Genomic DNA, 12,661 nt, shown 5'->3' with positions numbered 1-12,661 from the left:
GGGACAGATTGGTATGTTCCAGTTGCAGCTTTTTGTATACGGCCGTAAAAATGAACCATGCAAGGTTTGTGGCACCCCGCTGGAGAAAACAGTTGTTGGAGGCAGGGGAACACATTTTTGTCCAAGGTGCCAAAAGCTTTAAAAGTCTTTTAATAAGTTGTCCGGGTTAAGGCCGCGGCTCATGGGACCATGCGGAAAGCGAGTGCCTGGAGCGGAGAAACAACAGATTACTTTACCACATCCAATAAGTGAATAATGATTATTGATTCTCACCATAAATAGGCTCCTTCCATATACTAACGTAGCGATTGACAGGAAGGAGCTCCGTTTATGGCACAAACAATCTCTCTGCTTTTACTTGCATTCGCTGTCAGTCTTGACAGTTTTAGTGTTGGGTTTACTTATGGATTGCGAAAAATGAGAATACCACTGAAATCGATAGCGGTGATTGCAGTTTGTTCTGCAGTTGTCCTGATGGCTGCCATGGTTATCGGCCATTTTCTTGAGAGCTTTTTTTCCCCTCAGCTAGCCGAAAAGCTGGGTGGATCAGTTTTGATCGTTCTTGGAGGATGGGTTCTTTACCAATTTTTCCGTCCGGACAAAACAGAATTGCTCAGCCACGAAAAAATCATTCTTAATTTTGAGATTCAATCGCTTGGGATTGTCATCAACATACTGAAAAAGCCAATGACGGCCGATTTTGACCGTTCGGGTACAATCAATGGCATTGAAGCGGTGATGCTTGGGCTTGCCTTGTCCCTTGATGCATTTGGAGCCGGGATCGGGGCGGCAATGCTTGGCTTCTCACCAGGTTATTTGGCTTTGACAGCGGCCTGTATGAGTTCATTACTGGTATATGCCGGCATGAAACTAGGCAGTCGTTTTTCTGAAATTGGCTGGATGCAGAAGTTTTCCTTTGTCCCAGGGATACTATTGATCATAATTGGGGTGCTGAAGCTTTAGCAGCCCGATGAAAGGATACAAAGAGAATGTCATTAGTTATTGGATTAACCGGAGGTATAGCAAGCGGGAAAAGCACGGTATCCGCCATGTTTGTTGACATGGGGATTACGGTGATTGATGCAGATATAGAGGCAAGGCTTGCTGTTGATATAGGAGAAAAAGCATACAATGATATTGTCAGCCACTTTGGGGAATCAATATTAGCTGAAGATGGCGCGATCAATCGCCAGAGGTTAGGTTCAATTATTTTTAATGATGAAGAAAAAAGAAATCTGCTTAATTCAATCGTCCATCCTGCAGTAAGAGAAAGGATGGCGCAAAAGAGGCAGACTGCTGAAGCAGCAAATGAAAAAGCGATTGTCATGGATATTCCTCTGCTTTTTGAAAGCAAGCTCACGAACCTTGTTGAAAAAATCATTCTTGTTTATGTAGATGAAGAAACCCAGCTGGAAAGACTAATGAAACGAAATGGGTTTTCCGATGCAGAAGCTTTATCAAGGATAAAATCCCAAATGCCATTGAAGGATAAAGTAAAACGAGCGGATGCAGTTATTGATAATTGTGGAAGCATTGAACATACAAAAACCCAGTTGATGGATATTTTAAAAGAGTGGGGAATATTATAGAGCCTTAATGGCTCTTTTTTTTGTAGTTTTTTATTGAAACAATCAAAATATGGTTTTAGTTGTCAGAATTATTTTAAATTAAAAATGTGTGCATTTAATCAGCACAAATAAATTTTAATATGTTATACTAATACCATACAAAGGGGTTATTAAGTATAACACTAATTCGGAAGGGGCCGTACAATGAAGGCGAGAATAGCGATAAACGGTTTTGGGAGAATTGGCAGAATGGTTTTCAGAAGAGCCATTCTTGAAGACAATCTTGAGGTTGTAGCAATCAATGCGAGCTATCCAGCTGAAACTCTGGCGCATTTAATTAAATATGATTCAACACATGGTCAATTTGCAGGTGAAGTCATTCCTGCGGATGATCATTTGCTCGTGAACGGGAAAACTGTAAAATTATTAAGCAACCGAAATCCTGCTGAGCTTCCATGGAATGAAATGAAGATTGATATTGTGATAGAAGCAACAGGAAAATTCAATTCACGAGACAAGGCTGCGCTCCACCTTGATGCTGGTGCAAAGAAGGTCATTTTGACAGCACCTGGTACGAATGAGGATATCACTATTGTGATGGGAGTAAATGAAAGCGCATTAAATATTGAAAAACACGATGTGATTTCCAATGCGTCATGTACGACCAACTGCCTTGCTCCAGTGGCAAAAGTACTCGATGATACTTTTGGCATCGAAAATGGTTTGATGACTACTGTGCATGCATATACTAATGACCAGAATAACATCGACAACCCACATAAGGATTTGCGCAGGGCACGTTCTTGCGGCCAATCGATTATTCCTACTTCAACGGGAGCCGCTAAGGCTTTATCTCTTGTGCTTCCTCAGCTAAAAGGCAAGCTGCATGGTATGGCATTAAGAGTTCCGACTCCAAACGTTTCACTTGTAGACCTTGTTGTCGACTTGAAACGGGAAGTAACGATTGATGAGATCAACGATGCATTTTACTCAGCTTCAAAAGGGAATCTTAACGGAATCCTCGATATTACAACAGAGCCTCTAGTGTCCATTGACTTTAACACGAATGAACACTCAGCAATTGTGGATGGACTGTCAACTATGGTGATCGGCGCAAATAAAGTTAAAGTACTTGCATGGTATGACAATGAATGGGGCTACTCAAGCAGGGTTGTTGACCTAACGAAGTATGTAGCTTATGTTATGTTAAATTCTGTTTCTGTAAAAGTTGGATAAAAAATGCAAATAAGCTTGCCTGCCACGGCAAGCTTATTTATTTTTGCTGTTGTTGGATTCCTTTGAAGCCTATTAACCTAGTATCTATGAAACTGTGCAAATGAATCGTGAAAAATCACGAGAAATATTTTGTTTTCATGTGTTGCAAAAAAAATATAAAGGAAGTATACTAGTCATCGTGAACTTCTTAATAACGGTACCAATTGGCTACTTAAAGGGTTAGGACCTCTCTGGACTAACTTTCCCCCGTGGTAGTTAAGATACCATTGAAACTAAGGATTCATTCTAATAATGTTAGAGGGGGAAATTGAATATGGAAACAATGGGTCGTCATGTAATTTCTGAACTTTGGGGTTGCGATTTTGAAAAATTAAATAATATGGATTATATTGAACAAACTTTCGTTTCAGCTGCTTTGAAATCTGGTGCTGAAATCCGCGAAGTGGCATTTCACAAATTTGCGCCACAAGGTGTAAGCGGAGTTGTCATTATTTCTGAATCTCATTTAACTATTCACAGCTTCCCAGAACATGGATACGCCAGCATTGATGTTTATACTTGCGGCGATCTAAATCCTAATATTGCAGCTGACTATATTGCAGAAGCTCTTGGCGCTCAAACACGCGAAAATATCGAACTTCCGCGCGGCATGGGTCCAGTGCAAGTGAAACAAGCACAAGCTAAAGCACTATAATTAAAATATTGAATGATAACAAGAGGTGTAGCGATACACCTCTTTTTTAATTTTTATCAAAATACGGTACACTGTAACTATATTAATTATGCGGGAGGACCTTTAATGTCTTTTTTTAAAGCCCTTACAGGACGTTACCAAAAATTTACTGGAACCAGTGAAAGTCATCGGGATGAGCAATTAAGAACTCGTTATTATAAGGCTAATTTTAATCAGATGTTCCAATCAGTTGAAGAATTGCTGAAAGCTGACCCATCATGCAGGATTACTAGCGTTTCAAAGGAACATGGCGAAGTTTCTGCGGAAATTAACAGAAAGGTGCCTTCATTTTTGACCGTTACGGTTGTAACGACTAAGCCTTTTGAAACCGCAGTCGACCTGCATATTTCAACTGAGCGCTTCTCTCCTGCAGGAATTAATCCCACACTGAAAAATGAATTGGTGCTTTTTTATCAAAAACTTGATCGGACACATACATATATTGGCTCGGGCATTAATGGAAATGCATAGTTCCTCTTGTCCAGATACTTACTTTTTTATAAGATAATAGTTAAGAATAAATAAAAAGCGGAAGCGCCTGCATTGTGAGGTTTTTCCATCACTCATTATTTCAAAATATTCGGAGCTGATCGAAATGAAATGTCCAACTTGCCAAAATAATTCTACCAGGGTCCTTGATTCAAGGCCTGTGGATGATAGCCGATCAATTCGACGCAGACGTGAATGTGAAGAATGTGGATTTCGTTTTACCACGTTTGAAAAAGTTGAAGAGATTCCCCTGATCGTAGTCAAAAAAGAAGGCACACGTGAAGAATTCAATCGAGAAAAACTTCTGCGCGGATTAATTAAAGCTTGTGAAAAACGACCAGTGGCTTTGAAAGAACTCGAGGATCTTGCTTCTGAGGTTGAGAAAGAACTACGCAGCCAGGGTGTATCTGAAATAAAGAGCGACGCAGTTGGGGAAATGGTGATGGATCGGCTGGCTAAGGTCGATGAGGTAGCCTATGTCCGATTCGCATCCGTATACCGCCAATTTAAGGATATAAATGTTTTTATCGATGAGCTTAAAGAATTATTGAAGAAAGAACAATCTTGAAGTAATAAAACTTTTGGAGTTACTTGAAGTGTCTTAGGAAATCAAGATTTTTTATAGTCTAGAGGAAAATCAGGTGAATTCTACGATCCTTTCAGAAATCTTGAAAAGTCTTGAAGTTCTGAGTAACCTCAAAAAATCATGAAGGAGCTGAAGGGAACTTCAGCTTTTTTTATAGAACATGTTTCAGAGGAGGGGATTTAGGATGGCGCAGCATTGGCAGGAAACATTGCCTGTAGATCAATATATAGTAGCTTCGGGAGGTCTGTTGCATGATTATGATCGCAAGGTTTTGACGTTTTTGTATCAGCCTTTGATCGGTCCTGCGTGCTTAAGTCTTTTCATGACCCTGTGGGCTGAACTTGAAGAAAACCGCTTATGGTCTGAACCTGTGACGCATCATAACTTAATGAGCATTATGGATATGAATTTGAAGGACATCTACCATGCCCGGCAGAAGCTTGAGGGGATGGGACTGCTTAAGACTTTTGTTAAAAATGGAGAAGATGGACGTTCCTTTATCTATGAATTGCAGCCTCCGCTCACTCCGGAACAATTTTTTCTGGATGGGATGTTAAATGTTTATCTATATCGCAAGGTAGGCAAGAATCAGTTTTCGCGGCTGAAGCGATTTTTTAGTGATAAGACGATTGGTGCGGATCCACAATATGCTGAAATTACTAAAGCGTTTCAGGATGTTTTTCTGTCTGTGCCACCCGAAGCTCTTAAGCACAATCCAGAATCCGCGATCGACCTTAAGGTTGAGGACGGGAATTCGTTTATCGGCAGGGCAGAAGCATCCAAAATCCAGATAGATTCTGATGAATTCAACTTTGATTTGCTTTTGGGTGGACTTAAAGAGTCTCTCATTCCAAAAAAGGCTTTTACATCTAGAGTTAAAGAGGCGATCAGCAACCTTGGCTTCCTATACGGAATAGACGCTTTAAAGATGAAAAATATTGTGTTAAGCGCAGTGAATGCAGATAACGAAATTGATATCGACGAATTACGTAAGGCGGCACGGGATTGGTATCAATTTGAATATCAGGACCAGCTGCCTGCGCTGCTGGATCGTGTGCAGCCTGCTCACCAAAAAGCTGGTATAGCAAAACCGAACACAAAGGAAGAGGAATTGATCCTCTACTTTGAAAGGATATCCCCACGTCAGCTGTTGATCGATTATTCTGGCGGAGCTGAACCTTCCAAATCCGATTTGCAAATCATTGAAGAAGTAATGTTCAATCAAAAACTGCTGCCGGGTGTGGTGAATGTTTTAGTTGATTATGTTATGCTCAAAACGGATAAGAAACTAGCTAAGGGTTATATCGAAAAAATAGCCAGCCACTGGTCCCGGAAGAAAATTTCAACTGTTAAAGAAGCGATGCAGCTGGCTAAGAATGAACACCGTCAGTACCTTGAATGGGCGGATGGCAAGAAGACCCCAGCTTCACAGGGGAAACGTAAGCCTGTCCGGAAGGAAGTTTTACCGGATTGGTTCGAGAAAAAGAGTGAAGGTGAACAAGTTCAGCCAACAGGTGCGGCTGGTCATGATCCTGACTTTGAAATAGAGAAGAAAAAGCTCGAAGAAGAACTTAAGAAATTCAAATCTGGGAGGTGACTCAGGTGCAAAATATAAATGAAACATTGAAAAAGCTGGCAAACAACCAGAATTTCCAGACTCGCTATGAAGCCATCAGGCGAGAGGTAATGCAAGACAAACATATAAAAGCATTCCTTGACCAGAATGCAGATAGTATCACTCGTGAAATGCTTGACAGGAGCATGGCGAAACTACATGAGTTTACTACCCAGAGTAAAAGCTGCGAGGATTGTCCAAGTCTTTCAGCATGCCAAAATATGATTAAGGGCTATGAACCTGAGTTGTTTATTAAAGGAAATTATATTGACATTAAATATGACCGCTGCAAGAAAAAAATCATGCATGATGAACAGCAAAAGCATGCCCGCCTGATCAGCAGCATCTACGTACCTAAGGAAATCCTTAAGGCTTCCTTTGGCGATATTGAGCTCGATGACCAGGGGAGATTCAAGGCAATAAAAATGGCCAAGGATTTCGTCGAGAACTATACTCCAGGTGAGAAGCGAAAGGGATTACTCCTGCATGGACCTTTTGGAACCGGCAAGTCATATCTTCTAGGTGCGATTGCAAATGAACTTGCACAGAAACAGGTCAGTTCGCTAATCGTCTACGTTCCGGAGTTTTTCCGTGAAATGAAAAATGCAATCGGTGACCATACCGTTAATGACAAGCTTGAAGCGATTAAAAAAGCGAATGTACTCATGCTCGATGATATCGGAGCCGAAACAATGAGCAGCTGGGCACGCGATGAAATTCTCGGGACTATTCTCCAATTCCGCATGCTTGAGAACCTGCCGACCTTCTTTACATCGAATTTTGACCTGAAAGGGCTGGAACATCATCTGACACACAGCCAGCGGGGAGAAGAAGAGCAGTTGAAGGCAGCGAGAATCATGGAACGAATCAAGTATCTTGCTGACCCTGTTAAAGTGGAAGGGAAAAATCGAAGAATATAATAAAATGCCACAGCCTATTGCTGTGGCATTATTTTTTTTGCATTGATAATCAGGCACCAGAATACTTCTAAATTGTCCAAGTCCCCCATATATATAATCAGGGATTATTTATAAAGGGGGGATATGGTTGATTGAAATCATCTTCCAAAAAAAGCAGGATGCCTGGAGCTTGTATCAGCATTTAATTGCCAGGCTTGCTTCTTGGCCGGAAACGGATTCAATTCTTCTAAATGAAGATCGAAATAGAGTGCAAATACCCACTCAATTATATATAGAGGGAATACTTCAGGAACTAAAAAGGAGTTTTTACGATTTCATCATCTTGACGAAACGAGAGGAATGGTTCAGGACCATACTGGCGGAATCTTATCTATTTACTGAAGTTGAAGAGCAAGACCAAATCATTGAAATTATTTATTCTGTTCTCGAAGGTGACCGAGAGGAGCTAGCCCCATTCATGGAAGGGGTCGAAGAAAATGGTCTCATTGAAAAGGCTGTGAATGAAATTTTTAATGAGAAAATCTCTTTCTCTTTTGATTCGTTTGTGAAGTTCAGATTGAAGGCTTATGGGGAACAGCTCTCTCAGTGGGTGGAGATTGCGATTGATGAGTATAAAATGGAACAAGAATACCAGGTATTCGTTCATACACTCAGAAGCTTTCTTTCTGACCGGAAACCACAGCTGGCACATTTGTACCTCATTATTGATGAAAATATGTCATTTTACGACCAGTATTTTATTGAAATAAAGAGGAGCGAACTGTTCAAAGCGATTGATCGTAAATTGCTTGTCAATCACCCAGTCTATGTAGACTCCGGCACGATTGCTCCTCTTTTGTCGATTGCTCCAAAAAACATCTACTTATACACAGACGATGCACAGCAGCCCCTGGTGCGGACAATTATTAATATTTTTGAAGAGCGTGTGAAAATCAGCCCCATTTCTGCTTTTTGTTTGGACAAAGAAAACTTTTTAAGCGAGGACAGTGAAAATATACGTTAGCCCACTTGATTTTCAAAACATTACAAACTATAATTACGTACATACTAAATGAATCAAGTCATTGTGATGATGAGGACATGGGCTTTCTTGAAAGGTTTCCAGAGAGGGAAGGCAAGGCTGAAAACTTCCTAACACTTATAGATTGCTTACCACCTTTGAACTCCAGTTATGAACGCCTTTTGGCAAGTATTGACTGGCGGCAGCTGCCGTTATCTCAACCAGAGTCATTCTGTCGCTTTTTTGCGTAAGAATGTAAAATTGGGTGGAACCACGTGTAATCAAACTCGTCCCTGTTTCAGGGACGGGTTTTTTTTATTTTTGCGCAAGTTTTTGCGCCAATTCATTTAAGGAGGAAAAGCCAATGGCAGACATGTTAAAGATTTCGTTTCCAGATGGAGCAGTGAAGGAGTTTCCGGCAGGAACAACAACTGAAGACATTGCTAGCGCAATCAGCCCGGGCCTTAAGAAAAAAGCCATTGCCGGTATGGTGAATGGCAAGCCGTATGATCTCCGCAGACCAATCGAGGAAGATGCATCAATCGAAATCGTTACTCCCGATCATCGTGAAGCTCTTGAAATTCTGCGTCACAGTTCAGCGCATTTAATGGCACAGGCAATAAAGCGTCTTTATAAAAATGTTAAACTAGGGGTAGGACCAGTAATTGAAGGCGGCTTCTACTACGATATTGATATGGAAGAATCATTGACTCCGGAAGATTTACCGGCGATTGAAAAAGAAATGAACAAAATCATCAATGAAAATATTGATATTGTTCGTAAAGAGGTCAGCCGTGAAGAGGCTGTACAATTTTTCAAGGAAATCGGTGATGAATACAAGCTTGAATTGATTGAAGCGATTCCGGCCGATGAAAAAGTGACTCTTTATGAGCAAGGAGATTTTGTTGATCTGTGCCGCGGCGTGCATGTTCCTTCAACAGGAAAGCTGAAAGAATTCAAATTGCTCAGCATTGCTGGTGCATATTGGCGCGGAGACAGCGACAACAAGATGCTGCAACGCATATACGGTACAGCTTTCTTCAAAAAGGAAGATCTTAAAGAACATTTAAGGCTGCTTGAAGAAGCGAAAGAGCGTGATCACCGCAAACTTGGTAAAGAACTTAACTTATTTACAAACTCACAAAAGGTTGGCCAGGGACTTCCGCTTTGGCTACCAAAAGGCGCGACAATCCGCCGTATTATCGAGCGTTACATTGTCGATAAAGAAGTTAGCCTTGGATATGACCATGTTTACACTCCAGTAATGGGCAGTGTTGATCTATATAAAACTTCTGGACACTGGGATCACTATCAGGAAAACATGTTCCCGGTCATGGAAATGGAAAACGAACAGCTCGTTTTAAGGCCAATGAACTGTCCGCACCACATGATGGTGTACAAAAATAGCATCCATAGCTACAGAGAGCTTCCAATAAGGATTGCCGAGCTAGGAACAATGCACCGTTATGAAATGTCAGGCGCTCTAGCAGGCTTGCAGCGTGTTCGCGGGATGACTCTTAATGACGCTCATATCTTTGTCCGTCCAGACCAGATCAAGGAAGAGTTCAAACGAGTAGTCCAGCTTGTCCTTGAGGTATACAAGGATTTTGACATGAACGATTACTCTTTCCGTCTTTCTTACCGCGACCCTGAGGATAAGGAAAAATACTTCGATGACGACCAAATGTGGGAAAAAGCTCAATCGATGTTAAAAGAAGCGATGGATGAGATGGGTCTTGATTATTTCGAGGCTGAAGGCGAAGCGGCATTCTACGGCCCTAAGCTTGACATCCAGGTCAAGACTGCGCTTGGCAAAGAGGAAACACTTTCAACTGTTCAGCTTGATTTCTTGCTTCCTGAGCGCTTCGATTTAACTTATATTGGAGAAGATGGCAAACACCATCGTCCAGTCGTTATTCACCGCGGTGTTGTATCAACTATGGAAAGATTCGTTGCCTTCCTGATCGAGGAGTACAAGGGAGCATTCCCAACATGGCTTGCTCCAGTCCAGGCACAAGTCATTCCAGTTTCTCCAGCTGTACATTATGACTATGCTCGCGAGATTCAGGAAAAGCTTAAAGCAGAAGGATTCCGTGTTGAAATTGACGGCCGTGACGAGAAAATCGGCTATAAAATCCGTGAAGCACAAATGCAGAAAATCCCTTATATGCTTGTTGTCGGTGACAATGAAGTGGCTGATAAGGCAGTCAACGTCCGTAAATACGGCGAACAAAAATCAGAAACTATTTCATTCGATGAATTCCTGGATACTTTCAGGAAGGAAGCGAAGAAGTAAAAAAATTGAGAGAAGCCAATGGCTTCTCTCAATTTATTATTCAAGAGGTTTTAAACAAGATGGACAGAGGTTCTTTTTGTATTCGCGCTGTAATTTCTTGCCGCAGTACCTGCATGATTTGAGCAGCGATGGCTTATTGTCGATATCATTTGAAAAGCCATAGCCCGTCCTGAAAAATTTCAATGCACTGCCAGCGAGAAGGCCAGTGATCACACCTGTAACAATGATTGCTACTAGCAAAACTGCACCAGCTTTCCTATTAGTATTTAATAAAATTATACCAAAACAGAAAGATTTTTTTGTGATGATAAATTATTTTTTAATAAAAAGTATTGCAGGCTGTATTTCTATTTGATACAATACTCTACGTTGCAGTTAACGCAAGTAGTAATCGTTTGACACATCTTTTTCTTTGTGTTATATTAGCAAAAGTGAACTGAATACTAGTTTTAGGAAAGAAGAAGCACCCGCTTCTCACCTGGCTGACTCAATGCTGTTGGCAGGTAATACGTAAACGTCTAATTATTTTGTTTTCGTAAGTGTGGGTGTTGTCGCCTGCGCTTTTTTTATTGCAAAATAAAAATGGACATATCGTATGTCATTGTGTGAGCAAGATATGGGTTTCGGCCCGCAACGGACTTCTTCACCCTGACAATGTATTCGATAAAACCCTGGAGGTGGCTAATTATTAGCAAAGACGCGATGTTACTAAACGAGGGAATCCGTGCTCGCGAAATTCGTCTTATCGATCAAAATGGCGAGCAATTAGGAATTAAAACCAAAACTGAAGCGCTTGAAATCGCAGCGCGCGTTAATCTTGATCTTGTACTTGTTGCACCGAATGCGAAACCTCCTGTAGGCCGTATCATGGACTACGGAAAATTCAAATTCGAACAGCAAAAGAAAGACAAAGAAGCACGTAAGAACCAAAAGATCATCACAACCAAAGAAGTACGTCTTAGCCCAACGATTGATGAGCATGACTTTAATACAAAGCTTCGCAATGCTATCAAGTTCTTGGAAAAAGGCGATAAAGTTAAAGCATCAATTCGTTTTAAAGGACGTGCTATAACTCATAAGGAAATCGGCCAGCGTGTATTAGATCGCTTTTCTGAAGCTTGCAAGGAAGTAGCGACGATCGAATCTCATCCAAAAATGGATGGACGCAGCATGTTCCTGGTCTTAGCACCTAAAACTGAAAAGTAACGAGGAGGAAGTCCCTATGCCAAAAATGAAAACTCACCGCGGCACTGCCAAGCGTTTCAAGAAAACTGGAACTGGCAAGCTTAAGCGCTCACACGCTTACACAAGCCACTTATTTGCTAACAAATCTACAAAAGCTAAGCGTAAGCTTCGCAAATCTGCAATCGTTTCTAAAGGCGATTTCAAACGCATTCGTCATATGTTGGACAACATTAAGTAAAAATCGAGCGATCGATTTATATAGGAGGGAAATTACATGCCACGTGTAAAAGGCGGTACAGTTACGCGCAAGCGTCGTAAAAAAGTCATCAAATTAGCAAAAGGTTATTACGGTTCCAAACATACATTATACAAAGTTGCTAACCAGCAGGTTATGAAATCCCTAATGTATGCATTCCGCGACCGTCGCCAGAAGAAGCGCGACTTCCGCAAACTTTGGATTGCTCGTATCAACGCAGCAGCTCGCATGAACGGTCTTTCATACAGCCGTTTAATGCACGGCTTAAAGCTTGCTGGTATCGAAGTAAACCGCAAGATGCTTGCTGAACTTGCAGTAAGCGATGCTAACGCATTCGCTCAACTTGCAGAAACAGCAAAAAGCCAATTCAACAAGTAATTGACTTATAAGAAACCATTCTCATATGAGGATGGTTTTTTCTTGTCTAAAAAAGTCCTTTGATTTGTGCTAATGTCTGTGGGATATGCCTAAATTACTAAGCATGATTTCTAAGAAGTCTAATAAAGTTTCATCGCGGCCCGCTAATCATTAGGGACGGGTCATAAGAAGACTTATAACGACCACTCGCGATACAGAAATCCAGATGAATGGTCATAAGAAGGCTTATAACGACCACTCGCGATAGCGAAATCCAGATGAATGGTCATAAGGAGGCTTATAACGACCATTCGCGATACCGGAATCCAGATGAATGGTCATAAGAAGGCTTATAACGACCACTCGCGATAGCGAAATCCAGATGAATGGTCATAAGAAGGCTTATAACGACCACTCGCG

At 41.2% G+C, this 12,661-nt stretch carries 15 protein-coding genes and 1 other annotated feature; of the genes, 14 read left to right on the top strand and 1 reads right to left on the bottom strand.

Features of this window, described 5'->3' with window-relative positions; genetic code table 11:
- From WB217_RS13665 to thrS, 11 genes are all read left to right on the top strand, one after another.
- The coding region (locus WB217_RS13665; RefSeq protein ID WP_423993763.1) for a zinc finger domain-containing protein at positions 1–142 on the top strand (142 nt) is incomplete at its 5' end.
- Between the two features lie 188 nt (positions 143–330).
- Positions 331–963 carry a sporulation membrane protein YtaF gene (ytaF, locus tag WB217_RS13660; protein WP_423993762.1) on the top strand — a complete coding sequence of 211 codons (633 nt, stop codon included), beginning with the start codon at positions 331–333 and terminating at the stop codon, positions 961–963.
- Positions 964–989: 26 nt separating this feature from the next.
- Entirely contained in the window at positions 990–1,589 is a 600-nt protein-coding gene (gene coaE / locus WB217_RS13655) for a dephospho-CoA kinase (protein WP_423993761.1), read from the top strand.
- 183 nt (positions 1,590–1,772) lie between these two features.
- A complete protein-coding gene (locus WB217_RS13650; protein WP_423993760.1) occupies positions 1,773–2,804 on the top strand; it encodes a glyceraldehyde-3-phosphate dehydrogenase in 1,032 nt (343 codons plus the stop codon).
- 313 nt (positions 2,805–3,117) lie between these two features.
- A complete protein-coding gene (gene speD, locus WB217_RS13645; protein WP_335431787.1) occupies positions 3,118–3,498 on the top strand; it encodes an adenosylmethionine decarboxylase in 381 nt (126 codons plus the stop codon).
- 105 nt (positions 3,499–3,603) lie between these two features.
- Positions 3,604–4,008 (top strand): hypothetical protein, encoded by a 405-nt coding sequence (locus WB217_RS13640; protein ID WP_423993759.1) that lies wholly within the window; start codon positions 3,604–3,606, stop codon positions 4,006–4,008.
- Positions 4,009–4,132: 124 nt separating this feature from the next.
- Positions 4,133–4,594, top strand: a complete 462-nt coding sequence (gene nrdR, locus WB217_RS13635) for a transcriptional regulator NrdR (protein WP_207500472.1) — start codon at positions 4,133–4,135, stop codon at positions 4,592–4,594.
- 202 nt (positions 4,595–4,796) lie between these two features.
- Positions 4,797–6,209 carry a replication initiation and membrane attachment family protein gene (locus WB217_RS13630; protein ID WP_423993758.1) on the top strand — a complete coding sequence of 471 codons (1,413 nt, stop codon included), beginning with the start codon at positions 4,797–4,799 and terminating at the stop codon, positions 6,207–6,209.
- A gap of 5 nt (positions 6,210–6,214) precedes the next feature.
- Positions 6,215–7,147 (top strand): primosomal protein DnaI, encoded by a 933-nt coding sequence (dnaI, locus tag WB217_RS13625; RefSeq protein ID WP_423993757.1) that lies wholly within the window; start codon positions 6,215–6,217, stop codon positions 7,145–7,147.
- A 127-nt stretch (positions 7,148–7,274) separates the two neighbouring features.
- Positions 7,275–8,150, top strand: a complete 876-nt coding sequence (gene ytxC, locus WB217_RS13620) for a putative sporulation protein YtxC (RefSeq protein ID WP_423993756.1) — start codon at positions 7,275–7,277, stop codon at positions 8,148–8,150.
- Positions 8,151–8,511: 361 nt separating this feature from the next.
- Entirely contained in the window at positions 8,512–10,443 is a 1,932-nt protein-coding gene (gene thrS / locus WB217_RS13615) for a threonine--tRNA ligase (RefSeq protein WP_423993755.1), read from the top strand.
- Positions 10,444–10,479: 36 nt separating this feature from the next.
- Here the strand turns inward: thrS and WB217_RS13610 are convergent, their stop codons facing one another.
- Positions 10,480–10,683, bottom strand: a complete 204-nt coding sequence (locus WB217_RS13610) for a hypothetical protein (RefSeq protein ID WP_423993754.1) — start codon at positions 10,681–10,683, stop codon at positions 10,480–10,482.
- 209 nt (positions 10,684–10,892) lie between these two features.
- Positions 10,893–11,016: a sequence feature (ribosomal protein L20 leader region), on the top strand.
- Positions 11,017–11,145: 129 nt separating this feature from the next.
- Between WB217_RS13610 and infC the strand changes: the two genes are divergently transcribed.
- From infC to rplT, 3 genes are read left to right on the top strand one after another with little or no spacing between them, the layout of a single operon-like run.
- Positions 11,146–11,649: a translation initiation factor IF-3 gene (infC, locus tag WB217_RS13605; RefSeq protein ID WP_423993753.1), complete on the top strand. Its 504-nt coding sequence runs from the start codon at positions 11,146–11,148 to the stop codon at positions 11,647–11,649.
- Positions 11,650–11,665: 16 nt separating this feature from the next.
- Positions 11,666–11,866 (top strand): 50S ribosomal protein L35, encoded by a 201-nt coding sequence (rpmI, locus tag WB217_RS13600; protein WP_023627047.1) that lies wholly within the window; start codon positions 11,666–11,668, stop codon positions 11,864–11,866.
- A gap of 36 nt (positions 11,867–11,902) precedes the next feature.
- Positions 11,903–12,262: a 50S ribosomal protein L20 gene (gene rplT, locus WB217_RS13595; RefSeq protein WP_207500453.1), complete on the top strand. Its 360-nt coding sequence runs from the start codon at positions 11,903–11,905 to the stop codon at positions 12,260–12,262.
- The last annotated feature ends 399 nt before the right edge of the window (positions 12,263–12,661 follow it).

Origin of the sequence: Mesobacillus sp. (assembly GCF_049588175.1) — a bacterium.
In the GTDB taxonomy this organism is placed as follows: Bacteria; Bacillota; Bacilli; order Bacillales; family Cytobacillaceae; genus Mesobacillus.
This window is presented reverse-complemented; position numbering and strand designations above follow the sequence as displayed.

Bases quoted from the DNA above. Each gene is read 5' to 3' on its own strand.
- WB217_RS13640 (WP_423993759.1), top strand. From the start codon at position 3,604: ATGTCTTTTTTTAAAGCCCTTACAGGACGTTACCAAAAATTTACTGGA.
- speD (WP_335431787.1), top strand. From the start codon at position 3,118: ATGGAAACAATGGGTCGTCATGTAATTTCTGAACTTTGGGGTTGCGAT.
- rplT (WP_207500453.1), top strand. From the start codon at position 11,903: ATGCCACGTGTAAAAGGCGGTACAGTTACGCGCAAGCGTCGTAAAAAA.
- coaE (WP_423993761.1), top strand. From the start codon at position 990: ATGTCATTAGTTATTGGATTAACCGGAGGTATAGCAAGCGGGAAAAGC.
- rpmI (WP_023627047.1), top strand. From the start codon at position 11,666: ATGCCAAAAATGAAAACTCACCGCGGCACTGCCAAGCGTTTCAAGAAA.
- WB217_RS13630 (WP_423993758.1), top strand. From the start codon at position 4,797: ATGGCGCAGCATTGGCAGGAAACATTGCCTGTAGATCAATATATAGTA.
- nrdR (WP_207500472.1), top strand. From the start codon at position 4,133: ATGAAATGTCCAACTTGCCAAAATAATTCTACCAGGGTCCTTGATTCA.
- WB217_RS13650 (WP_423993760.1), top strand. From the start codon at position 1,773: ATGAAGGCGAGAATAGCGATAAACGGTTTTGGGAGAATTGGCAGAATG.
- ytaF (WP_423993762.1), top strand. From the start codon at position 331: ATGGCACAAACAATCTCTCTGCTTTTACTTGCATTCGCTGTCAGTCTT.
- infC (WP_423993753.1), top strand. From the start codon at position 11,146: ATGTTACTAAACGAGGGAATCCGTGCTCGCGAAATTCGTCTTATCGAT.
- thrS (WP_423993755.1), top strand. From the start codon at position 8,512: ATGGCAGACATGTTAAAGATTTCGTTTCCAGATGGAGCAGTGAAGGAG.